22 protein-coding genes and 1 pseudogene are annotated in these 26,268 nt (G+C 72.1%); 18 read left to right on the plus strand and 5 right to left on the minus strand.

Annotated features, from left to right (window positions below):
• Positions 1-919 precede the first annotated feature (919 nt).
• The 8 genes from fusA to ACZ4O3_RS09070 all read left to right on the plus strand — a co-directional run bounded on the left by fusA (position 920) and on the right by ACZ4O3_RS09070 (position 12,339).
• Entirely contained in the window at positions 920-2,980 is a 2,061-nt protein-coding gene (fusA, locus tag ACZ4O3_RS09035) for an elongation factor G (protein ID WP_467721740.1), read from the plus strand.
• A gap of 1,243 nt (positions 2,981-4,223) precedes the next feature.
• Positions 4,224-5,540 carry an ABC transporter substrate-binding protein gene (locus tag ACZ4O3_RS09040; RefSeq protein WP_362723503.1) on the plus strand — a complete coding sequence of 439 codons (1,317 nt, stop codon included), beginning with the start codon at positions 4,224-4,226 and terminating at the stop codon, positions 5,538-5,540.
• Between the two features lie 5 nt (positions 5,541-5,545).
• Entirely contained in the window at positions 5,546-6,538 is a 993-nt protein-coding gene (locus ACZ4O3_RS09045; protein ID WP_362723500.1) for a carbohydrate ABC transporter permease, read from the plus strand.
• On the plus strand, positions 6,531-7,391 hold the full coding sequence (locus ACZ4O3_RS09050; RefSeq protein WP_362723497.1) for a carbohydrate ABC transporter permease: 861 nt from the start codon (positions 6,531-6,533) through the stop codon (positions 7,389-7,391). Before ACZ4O3_RS09045 ends, ACZ4O3_RS09050 begins: the two co-directional genes overlap by 8 nt.
• A 38-nt stretch (positions 7,392-7,429) precedes the next feature.
• Positions 7,430-8,788, plus strand: a complete 1,359-nt coding sequence (locus ACZ4O3_RS09055; RefSeq protein WP_467721741.1) for a GH1 family beta-glucosidase — start codon at positions 7,430-7,432, stop codon at positions 8,786-8,788.
• Between the two features lie 144 nt (positions 8,789-8,932).
• Entirely contained in the window at positions 8,933-10,807 is a 1,875-nt protein-coding gene (locus ACZ4O3_RS09060) for a discoidin domain-containing protein (protein WP_467721742.1), read from the plus strand.
• A 98-nt stretch (positions 10,808-10,905) separates the two neighbouring features.
• Entirely contained in the window at positions 10,906-11,559 is a 654-nt protein-coding gene (locus ACZ4O3_RS09065) for a hypothetical protein (RefSeq protein ID WP_467721743.1), read from the plus strand.
• A gap of 51 nt (positions 11,560-11,610) precedes the next feature.
• Positions 11,611-12,339: a YcnI family copper-binding membrane protein gene (locus ACZ4O3_RS09070; RefSeq protein ID WP_467721744.1), complete on the plus strand. Its 729-nt coding sequence runs from the start codon at positions 11,611-11,613 to the stop codon at positions 12,337-12,339.
• A gap of 125 nt (positions 12,340-12,464) precedes the next feature.
• On the opposite strand, the gene ACZ4O3_RS09075 is transcribed toward ACZ4O3_RS09070, so the two are convergent.
• The gene (locus ACZ4O3_RS09075; RefSeq protein ID WP_467721745.1) at positions 12,465-13,313 is read right to left on the minus strand and encodes a CDP-alcohol phosphatidyltransferase family protein; all 849 of its coding nucleotides are present in this window, start codon (positions 13,311-13,313) and stop codon (positions 12,465-12,467) included.
• Positions 13,314-13,434: 121 nt separating this feature from the next.
• Here ACZ4O3_RS09075 and ACZ4O3_RS09080 point away from each other — a divergent pair, with 121 nt between their 5' ends.
• The 5 genes and pseudogenes from ACZ4O3_RS09080 to ACZ4O3_RS09100 all read left to right on the plus strand — a co-directional run.
• Positions 13,435-14,418: a zinc-dependent alcohol dehydrogenase gene (locus ACZ4O3_RS09080; protein ID WP_467721746.1), complete on the plus strand. Its 984-nt coding sequence runs from the start codon at positions 13,435-13,437 to the stop codon at positions 14,416-14,418.
• 150 nt (positions 14,419-14,568) lie between these two features.
• The gene (locus ACZ4O3_RS09085; protein ID WP_467721747.1) at positions 14,569-14,967 is read left to right on the plus strand and encodes a 6-pyruvoyl trahydropterin synthase family protein; all 399 of its coding nucleotides are present in this window, start codon (positions 14,569-14,571) and stop codon (positions 14,965-14,967) included.
• Complete coding sequence (locus tag ACZ4O3_RS09090) at positions 14,964-16,175, plus strand: glycosyltransferase family 4 protein (protein WP_385000497.1); 1,212 nt, start codon at positions 14,964-14,966, stop codon at positions 16,173-16,175. The genes ACZ4O3_RS09085 and ACZ4O3_RS09090 overlap by 4 nt, the downstream gene beginning before the upstream one ends.
• A gap of 92 nt (positions 16,176-16,267) precedes the next feature.
• Positions 16,268-17,215: a class I SAM-dependent methyltransferase gene (locus ACZ4O3_RS09095; protein WP_467721912.1), complete on the plus strand. Its 948-nt coding sequence runs from the start codon at positions 16,268-16,270 to the stop codon at positions 17,213-17,215.
• Positions 17,212-18,090 (plus strand): annotated as a pseudogene (locus ACZ4O3_RS09100) (lysylphosphatidylglycerol synthase transmembrane domain-containing protein); the annotation flags it as partial. The gene ACZ4O3_RS09095 and the pseudogene ACZ4O3_RS09100, both read left to right, overlap by 4 nt.
• Before the next feature lie 101 nt (positions 18,091-18,191).
• On the opposite strand, the gene ACZ4O3_RS09105 reads toward ACZ4O3_RS09100, so the two are convergent.
• The gene (locus ACZ4O3_RS09105; protein ID WP_362725419.1) at positions 18,192-18,953 is read right to left on the minus strand and encodes a creatininase family protein; all 762 of its coding nucleotides are present in this window, start codon (positions 18,951-18,953) and stop codon (positions 18,192-18,194) included.
• A gap of 35 nt (positions 18,954-18,988) precedes the next feature.
• Here ACZ4O3_RS09105 and ribA point away from each other — a divergent pair, with 35 nt between their 5' ends.
• Both ribA and ACZ4O3_RS09115 read left to right on the plus strand, forming a co-directional pair.
• Positions 18,989-19,648: a GTP cyclohydrolase II gene (gene ribA, locus ACZ4O3_RS09110; RefSeq protein WP_362725422.1), complete on the plus strand. Its 660-nt coding sequence runs from the start codon at positions 18,989-18,991 to the stop codon at positions 19,646-19,648.
• A 55-nt stretch (positions 19,649-19,703) separates the two neighbouring features.
• Positions 19,704-20,849 carry an NAD(P)/FAD-dependent oxidoreductase gene (locus ACZ4O3_RS09115; RefSeq protein ID WP_467721748.1) on the plus strand — a complete coding sequence of 382 codons (1,146 nt, stop codon included), beginning with the start codon at positions 19,704-19,706 and terminating at the stop codon, positions 20,847-20,849.
• A gap of 7 nt (positions 20,850-20,856) precedes the next feature.
• On the opposite strand, the gene ACZ4O3_RS09120 is transcribed toward ACZ4O3_RS09115, so the two are convergent.
• On the minus strand, positions 20,857-22,080 hold the full coding sequence (locus ACZ4O3_RS09120) for a serine hydrolase domain-containing protein (RefSeq protein WP_362725426.1): 1,224 nt from the start codon (positions 22,078-22,080) through the stop codon (positions 20,857-20,859).
• Between the two features lie 304 nt (positions 22,081-22,384).
• On the opposite strand from ACZ4O3_RS09120, the gene ACZ4O3_RS09125 reads away from it, so the two are divergent.
• The 3 genes from ACZ4O3_RS09125 to ACZ4O3_RS09135 all read left to right on the plus strand — a co-directional run bounded on the left by ACZ4O3_RS09125 (position 22,385) and on the right by ACZ4O3_RS09135 (position 23,725).
• Complete coding sequence (locus tag ACZ4O3_RS09125) at positions 22,385-22,810, plus strand: PPOX class F420-dependent oxidoreductase (RefSeq protein WP_467721749.1); 426 nt, start codon at positions 22,385-22,387, stop codon at positions 22,808-22,810.
• Between the two features lie 117 nt (positions 22,811-22,927).
• Positions 22,928-23,338 carry a VOC family protein gene (locus ACZ4O3_RS09130; protein ID WP_362725432.1) on the plus strand — a complete coding sequence of 137 codons (411 nt, stop codon included), beginning with the start codon at positions 22,928-22,930 and terminating at the stop codon, positions 23,336-23,338.
• A 45-nt stretch (positions 23,339-23,383) separates the two neighbouring features.
• Positions 23,384-23,725, plus strand: a complete 342-nt coding sequence (locus tag ACZ4O3_RS09135; RefSeq protein WP_362725435.1) for a VOC family protein — start codon at positions 23,384-23,386, stop codon at positions 23,723-23,725.
• Here the strand turns inward: ACZ4O3_RS09135 and ACZ4O3_RS09140 are convergent.
• The gene (locus ACZ4O3_RS09140) at positions 23,622-24,836 is read right to left on the minus strand and encodes a glycosyltransferase (protein ID WP_467721750.1); all 1,215 of its coding nucleotides are present in this window, start codon (positions 24,834-24,836) and stop codon (positions 23,622-23,624) included. The two genes, ACZ4O3_RS09135 and ACZ4O3_RS09140, sit on opposite strands and share 104 nt — an antisense overlap.
• 74 nt (positions 24,837-24,910) lie before the next feature.
• On the minus strand, positions 24,911-26,233 hold the full coding sequence (locus ACZ4O3_RS09145; protein ID WP_362730460.1) for a nucleotide sugar dehydrogenase: 1,323 nt from the start codon (positions 26,231-26,233) through the stop codon (positions 24,911-24,913).
• Positions 26,234-26,268 lie beyond the last annotated feature (35 nt).

Raw genomic sequence — 26,268 nt, forward strand, 5'->3', positions numbered from 1 at the left:
ACTTGCCGTGCCTGTTCAGTCTGCTCGCCGATCAGATTAGGCCTGCTCGCAGAGTGGTGGTGCGTCCACCGGCCACCGGGACGGGCTGCGTTCCGGCCTTTGCGTGCCCTGCCGGAACCCGGTGTGCGATGCCAATTTCTCAGCCACGAACGGCGCTTCACCGAATATCCACACATGTTCCACATCAACTCCGGGTGGAGCGGAACGGACCGGCGCGTTCCGTGTGCCACCCGCGACGATGTGCATCCGGGGCGTTCCGGACGTCCTTTCCCGAGCGGGCCGGACCGTGGCGGGGGATGCGCGTCCCGATGTCCTGCTGGGGGCTGGAAAGCCTGCTTTTCGGCCAATCGCTGGAGTTGCGGCGGTCTCTTCCGGCCGACCTGCTCCCGCGCCGTTCGCCGACCCGGAAAGCGCCTTCCGCGACGGCGGGGTTATCGAGGCCGGCCGGATGAATGTCCGGAAAATGTCGGGACAACAAGTCGCCCCATTCCCCGAGGTGCGACGAAATGGGAACGAACCGGTATCTCCGGGAAGCGCAAGTCCCCTGGTCGGAAAAGTGCGTGCCGCCTCCGGCATCTCCTGCCTACACTCGATCGGTATCACGCACGGTAGCCGCGGAAGGCGGCCGCTCCACTTCGGCGTGACGAGTCCGGACGATTGAGGGGAGAGGGTCATGCGCGATCGCGCGACTGCCGTCTCTTCCCGTTCCCGGTACGAGGTGATCCTCGTGTCCCCGTCCCTCCGGTACCCGCCGCGCGGCCGGTACCGGACTCCGTGACGCCCGGCCGGGTTCTTCAACTTCAGTCATATGCCTGAACATTGACGTGTCATCAGACACGTCCCGGTGAACTTCGCGACACGGAAATTGCGCGCCCATTCCAGGATTCGTCCGGGAACCGCATTCGAAAGGCAACGGGCCATGCGCGCCGAACTCCACCCGAACTCCGTCACCTCCCCAGCGGCCGTTCGCAACCTGGGCGTCCTCGCCCACGTCGACGCCGGAAAGACGACCGTCACCGAACGCATCCTCTTCGCGACCGGCACCATCCACAAACGCGGCGAGGTGCACGACGGCACCACCGTCACCGACTTCGACCCCCAGGAACGCGACCGTGGCATCACCATCTTCGCCGCGGCCGTCAGCTGCGCCTGGGCCGGCCACCGCGTCAACCTCATCGACACGCCCGGCCACGTCGACTTCGCCGACGAGGTCGAACGCTCCCTGCGCGTCCTCGACGGCGCGATCGCCGTGTTCGACGCGGTGGCCGGCGTGGAGCCGCAGAGCGAGTCGGTGTGGCGTCAGGCCGACCGGCACGGAGTCCCCAGGATCGCCTTCGTCAACAAGCTGGACCGCGCGGGCGCCAGCCTCGACGCGGCCGTCGAATCGATCCGCACCCGGCTGCACCCGGCCCCGCTCGTCGTCCAGCTGCCCATCGGCGCGGAGGACTGCTTCACCGGCGTCGTCGACCTCGTCGGCATGCGGGCGCTGGTGTGGCCGGACGACGGCGCCACGGCGGTCACCGGACCGGTCCCCGACGGGCTGCGCGCGGAGGCGGAGCGCCGACGGCGCGTGCTGGAGGAGACGGTGGCCGCCCTGCACCCGGCGGCGCTGGAGGAGTTCTGCGGGCCGGCCGGCCGGCTGTCCGACGGCACGCTGCGCGCCGTCCTGCGCGACCTCACCCTGACCGGTGGGGGCGTCGTCGTCCTGTGCGGCTCCGCCTACCGCAACCGGGGCATCGAACCGCTGCTGGACGCGGCCGTCGCCTATCTGCCATCCCCGCTCGACGTACCCGCCGTACGCGGCACCCATGAGGGCGCCGAACGGCGGCGGGCCGCCGACCCCGAAGGGCCGTTCGCGGCGCTCGCGTTCAAGGTGACCGCGACGCCCACCGGACGCCTCACCCATGTCCGCGTCTACTCCGGCACGATCGAGAAGGGAGACACCGTGTGGGACCCCGCGACCGGCCGCGGCGAACGTGTCGCCCGTATCCTCCGCGTCATGGCGGGGCGCCACGAGCCCCTCGACCGGGCGGTTGCCGGTGACATCGTCGCCGTCGTCGGGCCGAAGTCGGCCCGGCCCGGCTCCACGCTGTGCACACCGGACGCCCCGCTGCTCCTGGAACCGCCCCTCGCCCCGGAACCGGTGGTGTCCGTCGCCGTCGAGGCCCGTCTCCGCACCGACACCGGGCGGCTGGCCCAGACGCTGGCCCGGCTGACCGAGGAGGACCCCTCGCTGGTGGTGCGCACCGACTCGGAGACCGGGCAGACCGTGCTGTCCGGGATGGGTGAACTGCATCTGGAGGTCGCGGTGGAGAAGATCCGCGGGGCCGGCGGCCCCGAGGTCGCGGTGGGCCGGCCGCGGGTCGCCCTCCGGGAGACCGTGGTGCGCGGGGTGACCGGCTTCGTCCACCGGCACGTCCATCAGACCGGTGGTGCCGGGCAGTTCGCGCACGTCGTCCTGGACGTCGAACCGCTGGAGCACGAGGCGGGCTTCGTGTTCCGGTCGGCGGTCACCGGCGGCCGGGTGCCCCAGGAGTACGTCCGCGCGGTCGAGGCCGGCTGCCGGGACGCGCTCGCCGAGGGCCCCCTCGGCGGACACCCGGTCACCGGGCTGCGGGTCACCCTCACCGACGGTTCGACGCACGTGAAGGACTCCTCCGACACGGCGTTCCGTACGGCGGGCAGGCTCGGTCTCCGGGAGGCGCTGCGGGAGTGCGCGATGGACCTGCTGGAGCCGGTCGCCGAGGTCGTGGTGACCGTGCCGCAGGAGGCGGTCGGCGGGGTGCTGGGCGACCTGGCCGCCCGGCGCGGCCGGGTCACCGGCACCGTCGCCCGGGGCGGGGCGGCGGTGCTGACCGCCACCGTGCCGCTGGCCGAACTCTTCGGCTACGCGACCCGGCTGCGCGGCCGCACCCGGGGCCGGGGCACCTTCACCACCCGCCCGACCGGCTACACCCCGACCCCACCGCCCACCGCCTGACACCGGCAGGTACCGGGGACAACCTCCTCGCCTCCCGCCCCGGCGTCAGGTCGGCCGCCCTCACCGCGCCCGGTGCCCGCCGGGGTCCGGTGCCCCGGAGGGACCTCGCCCGCTCCCGCAACGGGCTACGCCCCGACGGGGCCGGGCGCGGCACCCCGTCCCCGGCACCGGGTGGGGAGCGGGGGCACCGCCCCGGGTCCCACCGCGGCGTCCGGCCAGCGATTCTCGCCGTGTCCGGTGTCCGGTGTCCGGTGTCCGGTGGTCGGGGTCCGCCGGGTCCGGTGCCGGTGCTGACGCTCGGGTGGCGGGCACAGGGAGGGGACCGGGGGTACCGCCCTCGGTCCCCACCACGGCGGCCGGTCGGTGACGTTCGCGGTGTCTGCAGCCCGCTGTCCGCCGCGTCCGGCAGTAGGACCCGCTACCCGCATCGGGCTGGGGTCCGGTGCCCACGCCCGGGTCGGGACCCCCTCCCGCCCGCGGCGGAGTTCGCCCCGGCGGGGCCGGGCGCGGCAGGCGGTCACCGGCACCGGGAGAGGGTGGGGGACCGTCCTCGGTCGCCGCCGCGGCGTCCGACTGCACCACGCCCGCCGGGTCCGGTGATCGGTGCCCGGCGGTCGGGCCCCGCCGGTGCCCGCTAACCGCCACGGGCCGGGGTCCGCCACCCGCCCCGGACCGGAGCCCGGCGCCCGCGCTCGGGTCGGAGGCACCCCAGTCCGCGACGGGCACCGCCCCGGTGTTCCCGGCGGTCGGGCCCCGCTGGGGACTGGTGCGCGCCCCCCGACCCGGAGGTACGTCACGTCCCCGGCGCGGCGGGCTGCGCCCGGTCGTGCGGCCACGGGACCCCCTGGCGTCGCCGGGAAGGGGAGAACGAGGACACCTCACCGGTCCCCGTGACCGCGCGCGGGGGCCCGGTGCCCGCCGCGCCGCAACCCCGTCGAAACACAACCGTTGTGGAACGCCCCGTAAGCGCTCTCCGCCCAGGTCACCCGGCTTCCGTGCAGGTCACGCCGCCTGGCGTGCGGACACCGCCCGGACGGAACCGGCTGTTCCCCGCCCCGCCTGGGCGGATACCCGTGCCGGATCCCTTGACGAGTCACTGTTCGGGGGATTAACTCACGTCCTAAATTAAGCCATGAGGGGGCTTCGGAAGCCGAACGATGGTCTCGGCCTTCGCACTTGCGGGCGCCGGCCGTCGCGAAGTCCTCTCGGGGTTCTCGACTCCCGGAAAGGCACAGCTGGAGCCATGCGCAGCATCCGAGCCGCGGCCGTAGGCGCCGTCACCATGTCTCTCGCCCTCGCGGCCACGGCCTGCGGTGGCGGTTCGTCCACCGGGGGCGGGTCCAACGACTCCCCGAAGACGCTCACCTACTGGGCCTCCAACCAGGGCGCCAGCATCGAGATCGACAAGAAGACACTCCAGCCGGAGCTCGACAAGTTCCAGAAGCAGACCGGCATCAAGGTCAAGCTGGAGGTCGTGCCCTGGTCCGACCTGCTCAACCGCATCCTGACCGCGACCACCTCCGGCCAGGGCCCCGACGTGCTGAACATCGGCAACACCTGGAGCGCCTCGCTGCAGGCGACCGGCGCCCTGCTGCCCTGGGACGCCAAGAACTTCGACAAGATCGGCGGCAAGGACCGCTTCGTCGACTCCGCGCTCGGCTCCACGGGTGCCGAGGGCAAGGACCCGGCGGCCGTCCCGCTGTACTCGATGGCCTACGCCCTCTACTACAACAAGAAGATCTTCGCCGACGCGGGCATCGCCAAGCCCCCGGTCACCTGGGACGAGTTGATCGCAGACGGCAAGAAGATCCAGGCGAAGGGCAAGTCGGTCCTCGGCGCCGAGGGCGGCAACGTCTCGGAGAACATCCACCACGTCTTCGTCTTCGCCAAGCAGCACGGCGCCGACTTCTTCACCGCCGACGGCAAGCCGAACTTCACCGACGACAACGTCGTGGCCGCCGTGAAGCAGTACGTCGACCTGATGGCCAAGGACAAGGTCATCCCGACCGGCGACGCCGAGTACGCGCAGAACCAGTCGGTCAGCGACTTCGCCAAGGGCAAGCAGGCGATGCTGCTGTGGCAGTCGGCGTCCGCCAACCTCAAGTCGCAGGGCATGAGCGAGAGCGACTACGGCATCGCCCCGGTGCCCGTGCAGTCCGGCACCCCCGGCACCGGCGCCCAGGTCAACTCGATGGTGGCCGGCATCAACATGGCCGTCTTCAAGAACACCAAGAACCTCGACGGCGCCACGAAGTTCGTGAAGTTCATGACCAGCGACGACGAGCAGAAGATCCTCAACACCGCCTACAGCTCCATCCCGCCGGTCAAGGCGGCCCAGGCGGACGCGGCCTTCAACTCGCCCGCCAACGCCGTCCTGAAGAACACCCTCGCCACCAGCGCCTCGGCCCTGCCCCAGGTGGCCGCCGAGTCGCAGTTCGAGACGACCGTCGGTACCGCCGTGAAGAACCTGTTCGCCGCCGCGGCCGCCGGTCACGCCGTCACCACCGAATCGGTCAAGGCCGAGCTGGAGAAGGCCCAGCAGCAGATGCCGGCGGCCTGAACGCGATGACGACCACCACCACCGCCGTAACCGAGCCGGTGCGTGCGAACTCCCCCGGGACGGCGGGCGGCTCGGGCCGCCGTCCCGGGCGGATCCGCCGGATCGGACTGCCCTACCTGCTGCTCCTGCCCGCCCTGCTGCTCGAACTCCTCGTCCATCTCGTCCCGATGGTCATCGGCGTCGTGATGAGCTTCAAGGAGCTCACCCAGTTCTACATCCGGGACTGGACCACCGCCCCCTGGGCCGCGTTCGACAACTACAAGATGTCGGTCGACTTCGACGCCCCGGTCGGCAAGGCCCTGCTGCACTCCTTCTTCGTCACCGTCGGCTTCACGCTGCTCTCGGTCGGCCTGTGCTGGCTGATCGGCACCGCGGCCGCGGTGTTCATGCAGGACACCTTCAAGGGCCGGGGCCTGCTGCGGGCCCTCTTCCTGGTGCCGTACGCGCTGCCGGTCTACGCGGCCGTCATCACCTGGGTGTTCATGTTCCAGCACGACAACGGCCTGGTGAACCACGTCCTGCACGACCAGCTGCACCTCACCGACAAGCCCTCGTTCTGGCTGATCGGCGACAACAGCTTCTGGGCGCTGCTGACCGTGTCGGTCTGGAAGGGCTGGCCGTTCGCCTTCCTGATCGTGATGGCCGGACTCCAGAACATCCCGAGGGAGCTGTACGAGGCGGCCGCCCTGGACGGCGCCGGCATGTGGCAGCAGATCCGCCGCATCACCATGCCCTCGCTGCGCCCGGTCAACCAGGTGCTGATCCTGGTCCTGTTCCTGTGGACGTTCAACGACTTCAACACGCCGTACGTGCTGTTCGGCAAGTCCGCGCCGGAGGCCGCCGACCTCATCTCGGTCCACATCTACCAGGCCTCCTTCGTCACCTGGAACTTCGGCACCGGCTCGGCCATGTCCGTGCTCCTGCTGCTGTTCCTGCTGGTCGTGACCGGCGTCTATCTCGCGCTCACCTCACGCGGACGGAGGACCGCCGATGTCTAGCCCCAGTTCGCCGATGGCGCCGCCGCGCTCCTTCCTGTGGGCCCGGGGGATCTTCCTCACGCTGCTCACCGGGTTCGTACTGATCCCCGTGTACGTGATGATCTCCAGCTCGCTGAAGCCGCTCGCGGACGTCACCGGCAAGTTCCGCTGGGTGCCCAGCGGCCTGACCATCCGCCCGTACATCGACATCTGGTCCACGGTCCCGCTCGCGCGGTACTTCGTGAACTCCTTGATCGTGTCGGTCGCGGCGACCGTCTGCTCGGTCGTGGTCGCGGTGTTCGCCGCCTACGCGGTGAGCCGCTACGAGTTCCGCGGCAAGCGGGTCTTCACGGTCACCGTGCTGTCCACGCAGATGTTCCCGGGCATCCTCTTCCTGCTGCCGCTGTTCCTCCTGTACGTCAACATCGGCAACGCCACCGGGATCGCCCTCTTCGGCTCCCGCGGCGGCCTGATCCTCACCTACCTGACGTTCTCGCTGCCGTTCTCGATCTGGATGCTGATCGGGTACTTCGACTCGGTGCCGAGAGACCTGGACGAGGCCGCACTGGTGGACGGCTGCGGGCCGCTCGGCGCGCTGCTGCGGATCGTCGTACCCGCCGCGATCCCCGGGATCGTCGCGGTGGCCGTCTACGCCTTCATGACCGCGTGGGGCGAGGTCCTCTTCGCGTCGGTGATGACCAACGACACCACCCGCACCCTGGCCGTCGGCCTTCAGGGCTACTCCACGCTCAACGACGTGTACTGGAACCAGATCATGGCCGCCTCGCTCGTGGTGAGCGTCCCCGTCGTGGCCGGTTTCCTGCTGCTCCAGCGTTACCTCGTCGCCGGGCTGACGGCCGGCGCCGTCAAGTGAACCACCCTAGTTCCGAAGCTTGTCGCGAAGGGAATTCCGTGACCATCGACCTCGCCGCACTCCCGCACGACTTCCTGTGGGGAACGGCAACCGCGGCGTACCAGATCGAGGGAGCCGTCGCCGAGGACGGCCGCTCACCCTCCATCTGGGACACCTTCTCGCACACCCCGGGGAAGATCGCGGGCGACGACAACGGCGACATCGCCTGCGACCATTACCACCGCTGGCGCGAGGACATCGCCCTGATGGGCCGACTCGGCACCAACGCCTACCGGCTGTCGGTCGCCTGGCCGCGGGTGCGGCCGGGCGGCGACGGCCCGGTCAACGCCAAGGGCCTCGACTTCTACGACGAGTTGATCGACGCCCTGCTGGCGGCGGGGATCACCCCGTCGGTCACGCTCTACCACTGGGACCTGCCGCAGGCCCTCCAGGACCGGGGCGGCTGGCCCGAGCGGGCGACCGCGGAGCACTTCGCCGCCTACGCATCCGTCGTCGCCGAACGCCTCGGCGACCGTGTGCGCCACTGGACCACCCTCAACGAGCCCTCCTGCTCGGCCTGGATCGGCCACCTCGAGGGCACGATGGCCCCGGGCCTGACCGACCTGACGGCCGCCGTCCGCGCCTCCTACCACCTGCTCCTCGGCCACGGCCTGGCCGCGCAGGCGATCCGCGCCGCCGCTCCCGGCGCCGAGGTCGGCATCGTGAACAACCTCTCCACGGTGTTCGCCGCCTCGGACCGTCCCGAGGACGCGGCCGCCGTCCGCCGCCACGACGGGCACGTCAACCGCTGGTGGCTGGACCCCGTGCACGGCCGCGGCTTCCCCGCCGACATGGTCGAGACGTACGGCGTCGAACTCCCCGAGCGCCCCGGCGACCTGGCGACCATCGCCACCCCGCTGGACTGGCTGGGCCTGAACTACTACTTCCCGGCCTACATCGAGAACGACCCGAACGGCCCCGCCCCGTACGCCCGTTCGGTGCGCCGCCCCGGCGTCCCGCGCACCGGCATGGACTGGGAGATCGACGCGAGCGGCATCGAGACGCTGTTGCTGCGCCTCACGAACGAGTACGGCGCGCGCAAGCTCTACGTCACCGAGAACGGCTCGGCCTACCCGGACGTGGTCCGTCCCGACGGCGCGGTCGACGACCCCGAGCGCCAGGAGTACCTGGCCGGCCATCTCGCGGCCTGTGCCTCGGCGGCCCGCAAGGGCGCCCCGCTGGCCGGGTACTTCGCCTGGTCGCTGCTGGACAACTTCGAGTGGGCCTACGGCTACGACAAGCGGTTCGGCCTGGTCCACGTCGACTACAAGACCCAGGTCCGCACCATCAAGGGCACCGGCCACCGGTACGCGGACATCATCCGCGAGCACCGGGGACAGGTCCGCAAGGCGGCCTGACCGGATCGGCGGTGGGCGCGGTTCAGGGGAGTTCCGCGTCCACCGCACCGCACCTCCACGCGCATGCGCGACGGTCCGCCGGCACCGCCCTCTGATCTGTCATGAACACAACATATGTGCAGCATCGACACTCAGGAGACCCGCATGCCCACCCGCATCCCCCGTACCCTCCTGGCCGCCCTCGCGACGGCCGCCCTGCTGGCCCCGGGTCCGGTGCTGGCGGTACCGGCGTCCGCCGCCGCTGCCGCCGTGACCTGGGACACCGACCGCGCGAACACCGCCTGGACGGCGAACCCGAACGCCGTCACCGCCTCCGGCAGCGAGAACGCCGGCACCACCCCGGGCCTCGCCCTCGACGGCAACGGCACCACCCGCTGGTCCAGCAACTTCGCGGACGACGCCTGGATCCGCGTCGACCTGGGCGCCACGATCCGCATCGACCGGGTGGTCCTCGACTGGGAGGCCGCCTACGGCAGGAGGTACGTCCTGGAGGCCTCGAAGAACGGCACGGACTGGACGCCGTTCTACACCGAGACGGCGGGCACCGGTGGCTCGGTCACCGCGAGCACCTACCCGCAGGAGGTCACCGGCCGCTACGTTCGGATGCGCGGCCTCGAACGAGCCACCTCCTACGGCTACTCCCTCTGGAACTTCAAGGTCTACGGCGGCGAACCGGCGCCCGCGTCCTCGACCCGCACCAACCTCGCCCTGAACCACCCGGCGTACTCCAACTACTACCAGCACGCGGGCAATTCGCCGGCGTTCGCCACCGACGGCGGCTGGCCGGCCGACCTGAAGGGCGACTCCACCCGCTGGTCGAGCGACTGGAACGCCGACCGCTGGATCTCGGTCGACCTGGGCGCCACCTCCACGATCTCCTCCGTCGACCTGTACTGGGAGTCGGCGTACGCCGTCGACTACCTCCTCCAGGTCTCCGACGACAACGCCGACTGGCGGACGGTGTACGAGCCTTCGGCAGCCCAGATCGCGTCCCGCCGCGCGAACGTCGCCGCCCCGGGGGACGCGGCGGGCCTGCACGACACGGTCACCCTCCCCACCCCGGCCACCGGCCGCTACGTCCGGATGCTCGGCAAGGAGCGCCGCAGCTTCTACAACCCGGCGCCCTACACCGCCCAGTTCGGCTACTCGCTCTACGAGTTCCAGGTCTGGGGCACCGGCGGCAGCGCGCAGGCGGCCTACCCCGCCCTGCCCGCCGAGCAGCCGGGCACCTACCAGACCACGTTCTTCGACGACTTCACCGGCTCCGCACTCGACCGCTCCAAGTGGCGGGTGGTCCGCACCGGCACCGAGATGGGACCGGTCAACGGCGAGTCCCAGGCGTACGTCGACTCGACGAACAACGTCTCGACCCAGAACGGCGAGCTGATCCTCAAGGCGAAGTACTGCAAGGGCTGCACCCAGGCGGGCGGTGGCAGCTACGACTTCACGTCCGGCCGCATCGACACCAACACCCACTTCGACTTCACGTACGGCAAGGTCAGTGCCCGCATGAAACTCCCGGTCGGCGACGGCTTCTGGCCCGCCTTCTGGCTGCTCGGCAGCAACGTCGACAACCCCTCGGTCTCCTGGCCGGCCTCCGGCGAGACCGACATCATGGAGAACATCGGCTACCCGGCCTGGACCAGCACCGCCCTGCACGGCCCCGGCTACTCGGCCGACGGCAACATCGGTGCCCGCCAGACCTTCCCGAACGGCGGCACCGTCGACCAGTGGCACACCTACGCGGTGGAGTGGACGCCTACCGGGATGCGCTTCTACGTCGACGACACCCTGGTCCAGGAGACGACCCGCAACAAGGTGGAGTCCACCCGCGGCCAGTGGGTCTACGACCACAACCAGTACGTCATCCTCAACCTGGCCCTGGGCGGCGCCTACCCGGCTGGCTGGAACCAGGTCACCACCCCCTACTGGGGCCTGCCCCAGTCCAGCGTGGACAAGATCGCGGCCGGGGGAGTGCAGGCGGAGGTGGACTGGGTGCGGGTCGAACAGAAGAAGTAGGAGAGACGCAGGGGGAGAAGCGGGGGGCGCATCCACCCCGTCACTGAACCGGCCGTCCGCGCCGCCCGTATCCCCCCACCGTGGGAGGATCACTCACCATGAGTGCGTCACCGGCGGTACGGAGCCTGCGTGCCGCGGTGTTCGCCGCGGTGTGCGTGCTCCTGGCCGCCGCCGGACACGCGCTGGCCATGGGTCGGATGCCGCCGCTGTGGGCCGATGCGGCCGGGTTCGTCGCCGTGTTCGGCCTGGGACGTGCCCTCGCGGCGCGGGAGCGCGGACTGCCGGAGATCGGCGCCGGCATGCTGCTCACCCAGGCGGGCCTGCACGCCGGCTTCGACGCGGCACGCGCGGCCACGCCCGCACCGCAGCGCACCATGGGCATGACGCACATGGGCATGACGCACATGGGCATGGCTCATACGGGCGTGGCTCATATGTCTCACATGTCCATGGCGGGGGCGGCGCCGCACCCGCATGCCCTGACCGCGCACGCCACCCTGGCCCATGTCCTCGCCGCCCTGGTCGCCTCCTGGTGGCTGCGGTGCGGCGAGGCGGCGGTGTGGTCACTGCTGCGCCGCGCGGCCGCCCTCGTGCCCGGCCTGGCCGCCTGGTGGCGCGACGCCCCGTTGCCCGGCCCGGCCGCCGGACCGCACCTGGTCCCGGCCGGTCCGGTACGCCCCCGCCGACTGCTCGCCCTACGGCACACGGTGAGCCGACGCGGCCCGCCGGTGGCGATCCCGTACCCGGTCTAACACCCGCAAGATCCCCTGACAGACCTCATTCCGTACGGAGATCCCCCACCCATGTCTGCCACCTCTGCCCTGCGCCGCGCCGGCGCCGTCACCGCGCTCACCGCCGCCTCGGTCCTCGTCGCCGCCGGTGTCGCCTCCGCGCACGTCACCGTCCACCCCGAGAGCTACGCCAAGGGCGCCACCGACGGCGTCCTGACCTTCCGCGTGCCCAACGAGGAGGACACCGCCTCCACCACCAAGGTGCAGGTCTTCCTGCCCACCGACCACCCGGTCCTCGGCGTGCTCGTCTCCCCGCGGGACGGCTGGACCGCCAAGGTGACCACCACCAAGCTCAAGACGCCCGTGAAGACCGACGACGGCACCATCACCGAGGCCGCCTCCGAGATCACCTGGACCGGCGGGAAGATCGGTGCCGGGCAGTTCGAGGACTTCGACGTCGCCTTCGGCCAGCTCCCCGAGGACGCCGACCAGCTGACCCTCAAGACCCTGCAGACCTACTCCGACGGCAAGGTCGTGCGCTGGATCGAGGAGGCCGGGAGCGGCGGCGAGGAGCCGGAGAACCCGGCGCCGGCGCTCAAGCTCACCGCGAAGGGCGCCGACGACGAGGGCGCCGCGGCCGCGCCGGCGACGCAGAGCAGCGCCAAGGCGACGCCGGCCGCGTCGGCCGGCTCCAGCGACTCCACCGCGCGGGGCCTCGGCATCGCGGGCCTGATCGTCGGCGTGCTGGGCCTGGCGGCGGCCACGTTCGCCTTCGTACGGACGCGGGGCGCACGGTCGTAGGCACCCACTCGTGGGCCTACAGATGTAGGCCCACACCCGTAGCAAACGCCCACAGGCAAACCGCAGGGCCCGGACCATCCCCCGGTCCGGGCCCCGCGGCGCGCTCGGTCAGTTCGGCGGGCGGTTCACCGGACCGCCAGTTCCAGCATCTCCCTCTCCTCCGCGCGGGCCCGCACGTCGGCGCGCACCGTCAGCCGCACCTCGGCCGCCCGGGCCTCCCCCCGCTGCTCCGGCGCGACCTGGGCCACCGCCGGCGTCGCCTTGCGCGAGTTGCGCCACAGCCACACCACGTCCCGCCCGAACGACCACACCAGGGAGCCGAGCGCCAGCAGGACCACGGCCAGGTTGCCCAGGTACGGCAGCAGGTCCGCGCCCGCGAGGAGCAGGCAGATGCCCTGCATCGCGGCGACGGTCTTGCGGGCCATCGACGGCGGCAGCGGGGCGTTCAGCCAGGGCGCGAACCTCGCGGCCGCGACGAACGCGTAGCGCATCGCGCCGATCAGCAGCACCCACGGGCCCTGCTGCGTGGAGACGTACACGCTCAGCACCAGGATCAGGAACGCGTCGACCTCCATGTCGAAACGCGCGCCGAGGGCCGTGGACGTACCCGTGTGGCGGGCCACCTTGCCGTCCACGCCGTCGAGGATCAGGGCAACGGCGGTCAGACCGACCAGGAGCGAGACCGGCGGGGAGCTCTCGAAGGAGTCGGCGACCAGCGCCGTCACACCGCCGACCAGGATCGCCCGGCCGAGGGTCACCCGGTTGGCGGGGCCGAACGAGCGGGGGCGGGTGCGGTGCAGGGCCCGGGAGAGCACCGCCCAGGTGGCCATCGCGAACGCGAGACCCGTCAGCCAGCCGGCCGGCCCCATCCCGATCGCCGACCCGAGCAGGGCCAGCAACAGGATCTGCACGCCCGCTCCCACAGCGGTCTCCTGCTGGACCAGCCTGGCTTCGTAAGTGTTGTTCAGGGCCACCGCACGTCCTCCGGCCGAGTGACATAGTCGATCAACGCCGCGTACTGTGCGCGGCCTGTGCACTTGTCGCTGTGCACAACTCGGTACGTGAACAACATCCCGATCGTTCAGGAGGATGCCGATGAACCGCTCGGCCCGCGCGTTCTGGCTCCGCTCTCCGGGCCACGGAGAGCTGCGTGACGTCGCCCTCGCGGAGCCCGCCGAGGGCGAGGTGCTGGTGCGCGCGCTGTACTCCGGAGTCAGCCGGGGCACCGAGACACTGGTGTTCCGCGGCGGGGTGCCGGAGAGCCAACACGCGGTGATGCGTGCGCCGTTCCAGGAGGGCGAGTTCCCCGGGCCGGTGAAATACGGCTACCTGAGCGTGGGCGTCGTGGAGGCGGGCCCCGCCGAGCTGGTCGGGCGTACGGTGTTCTGCCTGTACCCGCATCAGACGCGTTACGTCGTCCCGGTGAGCGCGGTGACGGTGGTACCGGAGGGGGTACCGGCGGCACGTGCGGTGCTCGCGGGCACCGTGGAGACCGCCGTCAACGCCCTCTGGGACGCGGCGCCCCTGGTCGGCGACCGGATCGCGGTGATCGGCGGCGGCATGGTCGGCTGCTCGGTAGCCGCCCTGCTCGCCCGCTTCCCGGGCGTACGGCTCCAGCTGGTCGACGCCGACCCGGGCCGCGCCAAGACCGCCGAGGCACTGGGGGTGGACTTCGCGACACCCGGGGACGCCCTCGACGGCTGCGACCTGGTCGTCCACGCCAGCGCCACCGAGCAGGGCCTCACCCGTGCCCTGGAACTCCTCACCCCCGAGGGCACGGTCATCGAACTGAGCTGGTACGGAGACCGGCGGATCGCCCTCCCGCTCGGCGAGGCCTTCCACTCCCGGCGCCTGACCGTGCGCAGCAGCCAGGTCGGCACCGTCTCCCCGGCCGCCCGCTCCGGACGCGGTTACGCCGACCGGCTCGCCCTGGCCCTCGACCTGCTCGCCGACCCGGCGCTGGACGCCCTCATCACGGGGGAAAGCGCGTTCGAGGAGCTCCCGGACGTGCTCCCGAAACTCGCCTCCGGGGACATTCCGGCGCTCTGCCACCGGGTCCGCTACGGCGACATCGGCTGACGCGACGTCCCATGCGGGCGGCCAAGAGGCCCTGACCTGAGAAAAGAGTCAGAGTGGACTGAACACGGGGAAGCCGACAGCCGTACTAAGGGCATCCCCCGGCAGGGATCAGCCGGGGGACCAGACGCGCCGCACCTGGAGGGTCGTCCGTTGTTCAGCATCACCGTCCGCGATCACATCATGATCGCCCACAGCTTCCACGGCGAAGTGTTCGGACCCGCGCAGCGACTGCACGGCGCCACGTTCCTGGTGGACGCCACCTTCCGGCGTGAACAGCTGGACGACGACAACATCGTCGTCGACATCGGTCTGGCCACCCAGGAACTCGGCGCCGTGGTCAGCGGGCTGAACTACCGCAACCTCGACAACGAGCCGGACTTCGCCGGGGTCAACACCTCCACGGAGTTCCTGGCCAAGGTCATCGCCGACCGGCTGGCCGAACGGATCGAGAAGGGCGCCCTGGGCGAGGGTGCCCAGGGCCTCGCGGGCCTGACCGTGACCCTGCACGAGTCGCATGTCGCCTGGGCGAGTTACGAGCGTGCCCTGTGACCGACGTGACCCTCGGCCGCCCGTCGGCCCTGACCTACGTGCCCGCGCAGCGCGCGGCGACCACCGACCCGGCCGGCGAGAACGCCCCCGCGAACATCGGGATCCTCCCCATGTCCCTGCGCATCGTGCACTTCGTCATGCCGGGCGGTGTCGACGACCTGGCCACCCCGAGCGGCGGCAACGCCTACGACCGGCGGGTCTGCCTGGATCTGCCCGGCTTCGGCTGGCAGGTCAGCAGGCACGCGGTGTCCGGCTCCTGGCCGCGTCCCGACGCGACCGCCCGGGACACCCTCGCCCGCACCCTGCGGGAGCTGCCCGACGGCGCCGTCGTCCTGCTGGACGGCCTGGTGGCCTGCGGGGTCCCCGAGGTCGTCGTACCCGAGGCCGAACGGCTGCGGCTCGCCGTCCTGGTGCACCTCCCGCTCGGCGACGAGACCGGGCTGGATCCCGCCGTGGCCGCCGACCTGGACGCCCGGGAGCGGGCGGTGCTGCGCGCCGTACCGGCCGTGGTGGCGACCAGCGACTGGGCGGTACGACGGCTGGTCTCGCACCACGGCCTGGCACCCGAACGGGTGCATGTCGCCACACCGGGTGCCGACATCGCCCCGTTGGCCGGCGGCACCGACGGTGTCTCGCACCTGCTGTGTGTCGCCGCCGTCACCCCGCGCAAGGGCCAGCACCGGCTGATCGAGGCACTCGCGGCGGTCCGGGACCTGCCGTGGACCTGCACCTGCGTGGGCGGTCTCGGCCAGGACCCCGAGTACGTCGCCCACCTGCGGTCGCTGATCGCCCGGCACGGTCTGACGGACCGGCTGCACCTCGCCGGCCCCCGCTCCGGCGCGGACCTCGACGCCAGTTACGCCGCCGCCGACCTGATGGTCCTCACCTCCTACGCCGAGACCTACGGCATGGCGGTCACCGAGGCCCTCGCCCGCGGCATCCCGGTGCTCGCCACCGATGTCGGCGGCCTGCCGGAAGCGGTGGGCAGGGCCCCCGACGGCGGGGTACCCGGCATCCTCGTACCGCCGGAGGATCCCGCCGCGCTCGCCGCCGAACTGCGCGGCTGGTTCGGGGAGGCGGACGTACGCCGTCGTCTGAAGGCCGCCGCGCGCGGCCGGCGGGCGGCGCTCGACGGCTGGGCGACGACCGCCCGCAGCCTGGCAGGAGTCCTGTTGCGGCTCCCCGACGAACCCCGGAGGGCGGCATGACCAGCGAGACGACGACCACTGCCACGGTCGGCGCGATACCCGCGCAGCCCGGACCCGGGAATGTCATCGACGCAGGGGTGGAACGAGAGCACATGGATGCCGCAGCCTCCGGTGAGCCCGGACGGTCCGAGGTCATAGCCGGGGCCGGCCCCGTCGTACGGCTGGGCGAGCGGCCCACCGTCCGGCTGCGTGAGAGCGAGCCCGAGGAGCCGCCGCGGTACGCCCCCGAGTGGCTGGAGCTGCGGGAGAGCGCGGACGCGGCCGCCCGGTCGAACGACCTGCTGGACCCGCTGCGGATCCGGCTGGCCAACCTGCCCGGCAAGTCGGGCGGCCTGGTCGTGCACGACCTGGGCTGCGGGACCGGATCCATGGGCCGCTGGCTGGCGCCCCGCCTGGACGGCCCCCAGCACTGGATCCTGCACGACCGCGACCCCTACCTCCTGCACTTCGCCGCCGTCGCCTCGCCCCGGGTGGCCGCCGACGGGAGCCGGGTCACGGTGGAGACCCGCCGGGGTGACGTCGCCCGGCTCACCCCCGACGCGCTGACAGGCGCCTCGCTGGTGACCGCCTCCGCGCTCCTCGACGTCCTCACCCGGGAAGAGGTCGACACCCTCGCCGAGGCCTGCGCCGGGGCCGGCTGCCCCGCCCTGCTCACCCTCTCGGTCGCCGGACGGGTCGAGTTCGACACCCCCCTCCCGCTGGACGCGGAGCTGACGGAGGCCTTCAACGCCCACCAGCGGCGCGGCGGGATGCTCGGCCCGGACGCCGTCACCGCCGCCCGCGAGGCCTTCTTGGGCCGTGGCGCCACCGTGAAGGTGAACCCCAGCGCCTGGCGGCTCGGCCCCGACGAGAAGGCGCTCACCGAGCAGTGGCTGCGCGGCTGGGTCGGCGCGGCCGTCGAGGAGCGCCCCGAACTGGCCGGCCGCGCCGAGGCCTACCTGGCCGAGCGGCTCGCCGCCTGCGCGGCAGGCGAACTGCGGGTCGTCCTGCACCACAGCGACCTGCTGGCGCTCGCCCGCCCGACCGGGGGGACCTCATGACCACGCCCACCCTGGTCCGGGAGCCCGCCCCCGTCGTCCCGGTGGCCGTGCCGAGGCGCCCCGCCTTCCGCGCCGTCCGTGCCCACCTGGGCACCGCCGCCGGTGTCGCCATCATCGCCGTGCTGCTGTGGCGGCTCGGCACCGGCGTGTTCCTCGACGGACTGCGCCGCATCGACACCCCGACGCTGGTCGCCGGCCTGCTGATCGGGGCCGTCACGACCGTACTGAGCGCCTGGCGCTGGCAGTTGGTGGCCCGCAGCCTCGGTCTGCGGCTGCCGCTCGGGCCCGCCGTCGGCGACTACTACCGTGCGCTGTTCCTCAACGCGGCCCTGCCCGGCGGGGTGCTCGGCGACGTGCACCGGGCGGTCCGGCACGGGCAGAGCGAGGGCGACATCGGGCGCGGGGTCCGCGCGGTCGTGCTGGAACGGGCCGCGGGGCAGATCGCGTTGACGGTGTTCGGCGCGGGCGCGCTGCTGATCCTGCCCTCGCCGGTCCGTGACCAGGTGCGCAGCTTCGCCCCGCTGGCAGTGGCCGGCCTGGCGGGCGCCTGCGCGATCGTGGTCGCGGTCCGGATGAACAAGGCCCCCGGCAAGCGCGGCAGCGCCCTGCGCGCGACGCTCGGCGAGGCCCGGCGGGCGCTGCTGTCACGCCGGAACGGGCCGGGTGTCGCGCTGTCCTCGGCGATGGTCCTCGCCGGGCACGTCGTGATGTTCGTGGTGGCCGCGCGGGTCGCCGGCTCCGCCGCCTCGGTGGCCGCGCTGACGCCGATCGCGGTGCTCGCCCTGGTCGCCATGGGCCTGCCGCTGAACGTCGGCGGCTGGGGCCCGCGAGAGGGCGTCACCGCCTGGGCGTTCGCCGCGGCCGGCCTCGGCGCGGACCGCGGGCTCGCCACGGCCGTCGTCTACGGTGTCCTGAGCTTCGTGGCGGCCCTGCCGGGGCTGGTGGTCCTGGTCGTCCGCTGGTACGCCGGGATGCGCTACCCGCGCGCCGAGGTGAGCAGTTCGAAAACCGCGCCGAAGGAATCGGCGAGGCTCGTCAGGAGCTCCTTCCCCTTTTCCGCCGACCCCAGGGAGGGACGGCCGATGACGCCCGACTCGGTATAGGCGGACATTCCCAGGGTGAGGAGATGACGGCGGTCGTCAGCGGTGAAATCGGCCAACTCGTGACCAGGGCGGACGAATTCGGGATGAGCGTGCAGCAGAATCGAGGTCTCGATTTCTCCCGCGTGCATGTCGGTGAGCGCCGAGGTCTCCACCCCGGCCCGCGAGAGCGCCGTCTCCCAGTCCTCCGCGGCCGGGTACAGCGCCATCCGCTCGCCCCGCGCGGACGCCTCCTGGACGACGTTGCCCAGCACGTAGTTGCCGCCGTGGCCGTTGACCACGACCAGTGCCTCGACGCCCGAGCGGTGCAACGATTCTGCGATGTCCCGGACCACCGCGTGCAGGGTCACCGAGGAGATGCTCACGGTCCCCGGCCAGGCGGCGTGCTCGTGCGAGCAGGACACCGTCACCGGCGGAAGGAGGTGCACCGGGTACGCGGCGGCGATCTCCCGGGCCACGGCACAGGCGACGAGCGTGTCCGTCGCCAGCGGAAGGAAGGGGCCGTGCTGTTCGAAGCTCCCCACGGGAAGGACGGCGACCTGAGTTGAAACGCCCGCCCCCCTGGTCCGTACCTCTTCCGTAGTGTCCGTCGGCAACAAGCCGTATGCCGCCGTACGCGCGCCCGAACCATTCGTCATTTCACGGCCTTTCGTCTCCTCTTAGGAATCAGATCATGACAGAGAACATCGGCGTAATCGGCAACAAGTCCCCACGGCGTTCGGGCGTGGAACGCGTCGTCAATGCACCGCTGCCCACCGTCTACGGGAAATTCCAGGCGATCGGCTACCTGGACCACGACCGTGGTGACGAGCAAGTGGCGCTGGTCTACGGGGACATCGAGAGCGACCGGGTGCTGACCCGGCTGCACTCCGAATGCCTCACCGGTGACGCGTTCGGCTCCCAGCACTGCGAGTGCGGTGACCAGCTGGCCGCCGCCCTGCGCGCGGTCGTCGCCGAAGGCAGCGGCATCGTCGTCTACTTGCGCGGTCACGAGGGCCGCGGCATCGGACTGCTCGGCAAGCTGCGCGCCATGGCGCTCCAGGCGGAGGGCCTGGACACGGTCGAGGCCAACCTCGCGCTCGGCCTGCCCGTCGACTCCCGCGACTACGGTGTCGCCGCCGGCATCCTGCGCGACCTCGGGGTGGGTTCGGTACGCCTGATGTCCAACAACCCGCGCAAACGCGAGTCCCTGGTGCGCCACGGCATCGAGGTCGCCGAGACGGTTCCGCTGCTCATCGAGCCGTGCGAGAACAACATCACCTACCTGCGCACCAAGCGCGAGCGGCTCGACCACGTGCTGCCCCACCTGGACGCGGTGGCGCACTGGTCCTGAGGTACCAGGCGGCCTCCGGGGGAAGGAAGAGGGGAGACCGACAGGAGGCACACGCGTGAATCTCCGGGCCCGGGCCGTGATCATCGGCGGCGGGGTGATGGGCACCAGCATCGCCTACCACCTGGCGAGCGCGGGGGTCCGCGACGTCGTCCTCGTCGAACGCGACGAACTCGCCGCCGGCTCCACCTCGAAGGCCGCCGGCGGAGTGCGCGCCCAGTTCTCGGACGAACTCAACATCCGGCTGGGCGCACGCAGTCTGGAGGCCTTCGCCCGGTTCGGCGAGGAGATCGGGTACGACATCGGGCTGCACCGTGTCGGCTACCTCTTCCTCCTGTCCACCCCCGAGGAGGTCGCCTCCTTCGAGGCGGGTGTCCGGCTCCAGAACCACCTCGGTGTGCCCAGCCGGATGCTCACCCCGAAAGAGGCGGCGCGGCTCTCCCCGCTGATCGCCACCGACGGACTGCTGGCCGCCGCCTACTCCCCGGACGACGGCCACTGCACCCCCGAGTCCGTCGTGCACGGCTACGCGGCCGCCGCCCGCGCCCAGGGTGCCCGCGTACTGCGCCACACCGAGGCCACCGGCATCGAACGGGACGGGGCCCGCATCACCGCCGTGCACACCACCCTCGGCCGGATCGCCACCGACACGGTGATCTGCGCGGCCGGGGCGTGGTCGAGGGCGGTCGGCGCGATGGCCGGCGTCGACCTGCCGGTGCAGCCGCTGCGCCGCCAGATCGCGGTCACCGAGCCGGTCCCCGGACTGCCGCCCACGCTGCCCATGACCATCGACTTCGGCAGCAGCCTGTACTTCCACGCCGAGGGCCCGGGACTGCTGCTCGGCATGTCCGACCCCGACGAGCGGCCGGGCTTCGCGACCGACCCGCACGACCGCTGGATCCCGCGCCTGTGCGCGGCGATGGAGCGGCGCGCGCCCGCCCTGCTCGACCTGCGCCGCACCGGCGGCTGGGCCGGCCTGTACGAGAACACCCCGGACCACAACGCCCTGATCGGCGAGGCGACTTCGGTCTCCCGGTTCCTGTACGCCACCGGGTTCTCCGGCCACGGCTTCCTCCAGGGCCCGGCGGTCGGCGAGGTGATCCGCGACCTCTACCTCGGCCGCGCCCCCTTCCTCGACGTCCGCCCGCTCGGCGCCGGCCGGTTCGCGGCCGACGCCTCCCGCCCGGAGACCAACCTCGTGTGAGCGCCGGTCAGTCCTGGATCGTCTCGTGGACCAGCCGGCGCAGCTCCGGGAGGATCTTCAGCGTCTTGGGGCGCACCTGGGTGTGGAACTGCACGGTCAGGTCGTGCGCGGGGTCGACCCAGAAGGCGGTGGTGGCCGCGCCGGTCCACCCGTAGGCGCCGGGACTGCTGGGCGAGAGGGTTCGGGCGGGGTCGATCACCACGGAGACGCCCAGGCCGAAGCCGAGGCCGTCGTTGCCGGGCTCCTGGTGGGGCGGGGCGCCGAAGGCCCGCAGATCGGTGCCCCCGGGCAGGTGGTTGCCGGCCAGCAGGTCCACCGAGGCGGGGGAGAGCAGCCGGACGCCGTCCAGCTCGCCGCCCCGGCGCAGCATCTCCATGAAGCGGTGGTAGTCGTACGCCGTCGCCGCCAGTCCGCCGCTGCCGGACAGCAGGCGGGGACGGCCGCGCAACGGCAGCCCGGGGATCGCCTCGATGCCCCCGCCCTCCGTCTCGCCGTACAACTCCGAGAGCCGGTCCGCCTGTTCGGGCACGATGTGCAGGCCCGCGTCCGGCATGCCGAGCGGGCGGAAGATCCGGTCCGCGAAGAACTCGTCGAGCCGCTGCCCGGAGACCACCTCGATGACGCGGCTGAGCACGTTGAAGCCGACGGAGTAGTTCCACTGCGTGCCCGGCTCGAACTGGAGGGGCATACGGGCGTACACCGCCATCGTCTCGGCGAGGTCCGCGCCCGCGGGCACCGAGAACTCCAGGCCGGCCTCGCGGTAGCGGGCGTCCACCGGGTGCGCGTGGTAGAACGCGAAGGTCAGCCCGGCGGTGTGGGTGAGCAGGTGCCGGATCAGGATCGGCCCGTCGGCCGGCCGGGTCACCATGCCGTCGCCCGAACCGCTCACGTACACCCGGGGCTCGGCGAACTCCGGCAGCAGGCGGCCGACCGGGTCGTCCAGGGACAGTACGCCGTCCTCCACCAGCAACAGGATCGCCACCGCGGTGACCGGCTTGGTCATCGAGTACACCCGCCAGATGGTGTCCGGCTCGACGGGCAGTCCGGCCGCGCGGTCGCGGTGGCCCTGCGTGGTGAGGTGGGCGATCCGGCCGCCGCGTGCCACGGACACCAGGTAGCCGGGCAGGCGTCCTTCGTCGACGTAGTGGGCGAAGTGCTGGTCGAGGCGGTCCAGCGCCTTCACGTCCAGCCCGACCTCACTGGGGTCGACTTCCTGTCGCAGCTGTGCCATCGCTCTCCTCCGGTCGTGTCGCCCCGCCGTGCGGTGCGACCTCGGACCTCATCGTCGCGCAGGAAACGGCGAACCGGCCCGCACATCCGCGTGTGGTGTGACGGACGCTATAGAAGGGGTGCCGGGTGAGGGGGACGCGACCGCCACGCCGGGGGCGGCCGGGACGCCCCTGCGAGCTGCGGTTCCGCGGTCCCGGTGTCGCGGCGGGCCGCCCTCGTGTACATGCCCCCGTCTTCCCCTGTGCACTCCGGGTACACCCGGCCCGGCGGGAATGCGGGGCGGGTCGGACGGGGTTCTCCGGAGCATGACCCAGGACGCTCTTCTGAAGCTGCTCGCCGAAGGCAACCACGGGGTGCTGGTCACCCTCAAGAGCGACGGCCGCCCCCAGCTGTCCAATGTCAATCACGCGTACTACCCGGACGAGCGGACCGTCCGGGTCTCGATCACGGACGACCGCGCCAAGACCCGCAACCTGCGCCGTGACCCGCGTGCCTCCTACCACGTCACCAGCCCCGACCGCTGGGCGTACACGGTCGCGGAGGGCACCGCCGAGCTCTCGCCGGTCGCCCGGGACCCGTACGACGCGACCGTCGAGGAGCTCGTCCGCCTCTACCGAGACGTCCAGGGCGAACACCCGGACTGGGACGACTACCGCGCCGCGATGGTCCGCGACCGCCGGCTGGTGCTGCGGCTGCGCGTGGAGCGGGCGTACGGCATTCCACGCGGCTGACGCCCGGCCCGGGGCCGGACCTAGGACCGGTGATCCAGGGCGATCGGCCGATGGCCGCGCGCGAGGGCGGACGCCTAGGCTTCCCGGCACCGAACGGCAGTCCAGGAAGAGGTCACCATGCCCGTCAACGGCCGCAGTCACCTCCGCGTCGCCCGGCCCTCCCGGGACCTGGCCGCGGCCGAGCGGTTCTGGGTGCGGGGGCTGGGTCTCGGTGTGGTGTGGCGGGCCGAGGGCGGACCGGAGCCGGGGGAGCACGACCTGCTGATGCTGGGCTGGCCGGACGCCGGCTGGCATCTGGAGCTGGTCCACGAACCCGCCCGGCCCGTCGAGCCGCGGCCCACCGAGGAGGACCTGCTGGTGGTCTACGTCGACGGCCCGGTCCCCGACGACCTGGTCGCCCGGCTGGAGGAGCAAGGCGGCACCCGGGTGCCGTCACCGAATCCGTACTGGAACCGGTGGGGAGTCACGGTCGAGGACCCGGACGGGTACCGGCTCGTGCTGTGCGAGCGGGGCTGGTCCAACGCGTAGCCGCGGCTGCTTGCCGCCCGCCCGCGCCGCCGCTACCCTCCGCGGGTGATCAATGGGGCACATGTGGTGATCTACACGCGCGACGCCGAAGCGGACCGCGCCTTCCTCCGGGACGTCCTGGGCTGGCCGCACGTCGACGCCGGGCGCGGCTGGCTCGTCTTCAGGCTGCCGCGGGCCGAGGTGGCCTGTCACCCGGCCGACGGCGAACCCTCGCACGAACTGATGCTGATGTGCGACGACCTCGATACCACCACCGCCGAACTCACCGCGAAGGGCGTGGAGTTCAGCCGACCCGTCCAGGACGCGGCCTGGGGCCGGGTGACGGGCTTCCGGTTGCCGGGCGGAGGCGAGGTCGCCTTGTACGAGCCGCGCCACCCGCGCGCCTGACGCCGCCCTCCTCCCGTGCCCAGGTCTCCAGCGTGTGCGTGAACTCGGCCGCCTTGTCAGGCCAGTTGAAATGCGTCACGGCCGCCTCGCGACCGCGCTGGGCGGCGGTGTGGCGCAGGATCGCGTCGCTGCTCAGCCGCCGTATCGCCGCCGCCGCGGCGTGCGGATCCTCGTAGGGGACGACGAGACCGCAGCCGTGCCGCTCGACCATGTCGGCCGCGAGCGGGGTGGGCGTGGTGACGACGGGGACGCCGTGGGCCATGTACTCGACGACCTTGGTGGGCCGCGAATGGCGGTAGTTGGGCTGGTCGTGCAGGAGGGACAGGCCGGCCAGGGCGCCCGTGAGCAGCGCGAGGGCGCGGTCGTTGGGCAGGAAGCCGTGCCAGCGCAGCACGCCGTCGCGGTCGGCCGCCGCGAGCGCCTCCCGGACGTCCGGGTCGGCCGCCCCGGCCACCTCGACGCGCAGGCCGGGCCCCAGGTGCCGGGCGGTCTCGATCAGGTCCAGCGCGCCCCGCGCCCGCGACAGGTGGCCGACGTACACGACGCGTTCGCTGCCCGGCGGCTCGGGCGCCCGCACCGGTGCCGTCGTGAAGTTGGGCACCACCGGGTGGGTGCGGCTGAACCGCTCCTGGTAGGCGTCCTCGGCGAGCAGCAGCCGCAGGTGGCGTTCGGCCAGCCGCTCGGCCGCCCGCACACCGAGCCGCAGCGGCGACCGCAGCGCCCGGGGCACCCAGCGCTTCATGGCGAGCGCGGCGGCGGTGTCCTCGTGGACGTCCCACACGACCACGGGCGAGGCCCCGGACCGCCGCCAGCGGCGCAGGGTGCCGGGCAGGGCCAGGAGCAGTTCCGGGTCGTGGAGGAGGATCACGTCCGCCTCGTGGCCGCGTTCGGCGAGCAGGGCGCGGGCCGCGCCCACCGCGGCCCGGCGGCTCCGGCCCGCCGCCCGGGGCAGGTCGATGCCTTCGAGGTCCGCTCGGGGCCGCGCCTCGCGGGCCGAGAAGGGTGCCGCGTAGACGACGTGGTGACCCCGGTCCCGCAGCGCGGTGATCTGCCGGTGCAGTATGCGTGCGTCCTCGGGATGGTGGACGACGGTGACGACGAGTATCCGCATCTGAGTGCCTTTCGGCCCGCCGCCCGGAGCCCTCGGACTCCGGTCGGCGGAAGGGGGGTTGCCGCAGAGGTCGCCTACAGCACCTCGACACCGGGCCGGAAGATCCGCCCGCGGGTGTCGAAGAGCAGCCGGGCCTTGTCACCGATGGCCGGCAGATCGTAGGCGGAGTGGTCCTGGAGCAGGATCGTCAGGTCGTGCGAGCGCACGGCCGCCATGACGTCGGTGACCCGCGGCACGGCCTCCCCGTCCACGAACCAGGCGGGCACGAACGGGTCGTGGAAGGCGATCTCGGCCTCCCGGGCCCGCAGCAGCCGGGCCACCGGCACTGCCGGCGACTCCCGCTGGTCGGCGACGTCCGGCTTGTAGGTGACGCCGAGCAGCAGCACCCGGGAGCCGTGCAGGGCACGGCCCTCGTGGTTGAGCAGATCCTGCGCGCGCCGGACGACGTACTCCGGCATGTGCGCGTTGATCTCCCGGGCGAGTTCCACGAACCGGAACTCGTAGCCGATCGAACGCACCTTGTACGAAAGGTAGTTGGGGTCGATCGGGATGCAGTGGCCGCCCACCCCGGCGCTCGGCCGGAAGGCCTGGAAGCCGAACGGCTTGGTGCCGGCGCAGCGGATCGCGTCCCATACGTCGACGCGCAACTCCTGGCAGAGGATCGCCAGTTCGTTGACCAGGGCGATGTTGACGTGCCGGTAGGTGTTCTCCAGGAGCTTGGCCATCTCGGCCTCCCGGGTGCCCTTGGCCTGCACCACGGTGTCGACGAGCTTGCCGTAGAAGGCGGCCGCCCGGACCGCGCATGCCGGGGTGCAGCCGCCCACCACCTTCGGGGTCTCGCGCAGCCCGTGGGTGGTGTTGCCGGGGTCGATGCGCTCCGGTGAGAACGCCAGCGCGAAGTCGTCGCCGGCCCGCAGCCCCGACTCCTCCAGGATCGGCTTCAGCACCTCTTCGGTGGTGCCCGGATAGGTGGTCGATTCGAGGACGACGAGCCGTCCGCGGCCCAGCCTGCGCGCCACCGCCCGCGCGGCGGACGTCACCGCGCCCAGATCGGGACCGCCGTCCTCGCTGAGGGGGGTCGGCACACAGATCACGATCGTCTGCGCACGGGCCAGACACGCGTCGTCCGTGAACGCGGTGAAGCCGGCCTGCCGCATGCGGGCGACGTCGTCGTCGGAGACGTCGTCGACATGGGAGTGTCCGGCGTTGAGGCCCTCCACGACCCGTGGGTCGAGGTCGAGCCCGGCGACTCTCAGCCCGACCAGCGACGCCTCCCGCGCGAGCGGAAGCCCGACGTAGCCGAGCCCGATGACGGCCAGTTCGTAGCCGTCGGTCCGATCTTCATCCCCGAGCGATTCGCTCAATTTCCCGAGCGGTACGGCCTTTTCGACCTGCATAGGGACACTCCGCCCTCAACGGCAGACGCCGTATG

The organism is Streptomyces sp. NPDC026515 (genome assembly GCF_055567595.1).

What these genes read in the sequence shown, in the direction of transcription:
- ACZ4O3_RS09145 (WP_362730460.1), bottom strand. Translation starts at nt 26,233, where the DNA reads ATGCAGGTCGAAAAGGCCGTACCGCTCGGGAAATTGAGCGAATCGCTC.
- ACZ4O3_RS09125 (WP_467721749.1), top strand. Translation starts at nt 22,385, where the DNA reads ATGACCCAGGACGCTCTTCTGAAGCTGCTCGCCGAAGGCAACCACGGG.
- ACZ4O3_RS09070 (WP_467721744.1), top strand. Translation starts at nt 11,611, where the DNA reads ATGTCTGCCACCTCTGCCCTGCGCCGCGCCGGCGCCGTCACCGCGCTC.
- ACZ4O3_RS09065 (WP_467721743.1), top strand. Translation starts at nt 10,906, where the DNA reads ATGAGTGCGTCACCGGCGGTACGGAGCCTGCGTGCCGCGGTGTTCGCC.
- ACZ4O3_RS09045 (WP_362723500.1), top strand. Translation starts at nt 5,546, where the DNA reads ATGACGACCACCACCACCGCCGTAACCGAGCCGGTGCGTGCGAACTCC.
- ACZ4O3_RS09050 (WP_362723497.1), top strand. Translation starts at nt 6,531, where the DNA reads ATGTCTAGCCCCAGTTCGCCGATGGCGCCGCCGCGCTCCTTCCTGTGG.
- ACZ4O3_RS09060 (WP_467721742.1), top strand. Translation starts at nt 8,933, where the DNA reads ATGCCCACCCGCATCCCCCGTACCCTCCTGGCCGCCCTCGCGACGGCC.
- ACZ4O3_RS09130 (WP_362725432.1), top strand. Translation starts at nt 22,928, where the DNA reads ATGCCCGTCAACGGCCGCAGTCACCTCCGCGTCGCCCGGCCCTCCCGG.
- ACZ4O3_RS09120 (WP_362725426.1), bottom strand. Translation starts at nt 22,080, where the DNA reads ATGGCACAGCTGCGACAGGAAGTCGACCCCAGTGAGGTCGGGCTGGAC.
- fusA (WP_467721740.1), top strand. Translation starts at nt 920, where the DNA reads ATGCGCGCCGAACTCCACCCGAACTCCGTCACCTCCCCAGCGGCCGTT.
- ACZ4O3_RS09040 (WP_362723503.1), top strand. Translation starts at nt 4,224, where the DNA reads ATGCGCAGCATCCGAGCCGCGGCCGTAGGCGCCGTCACCATGTCTCTC.
- ACZ4O3_RS09105 (WP_362725419.1), bottom strand. Translation starts at nt 18,953, where the DNA reads ATGACGAATGGTTCGGGCGCGCGTACGGCGGCATACGGCTTGTTGCCG.
- ribA (WP_362725422.1), top strand. Translation starts at nt 18,989, where the DNA reads ATGACAGAGAACATCGGCGTAATCGGCAACAAGTCCCCACGGCGTTCG.
- ACZ4O3_RS09140 (WP_467721750.1), bottom strand. Translation starts at nt 24,836, where the DNA reads ATGCGGATACTCGTCGTCACCGTCGTCCACCATCCCGAGGACGCACGC.
- ACZ4O3_RS09080 (WP_467721746.1), top strand. Translation starts at nt 13,435, where the DNA reads ATGAACCGCTCGGCCCGCGCGTTCTGGCTCCGCTCTCCGGGCCACGGA.
- ACZ4O3_RS09095 (WP_467721912.1), top strand. Translation starts at nt 16,268, where the DNA reads ATGGATGCCGCAGCCTCCGGTGAGCCCGGACGGTCCGAGGTCATAGCC.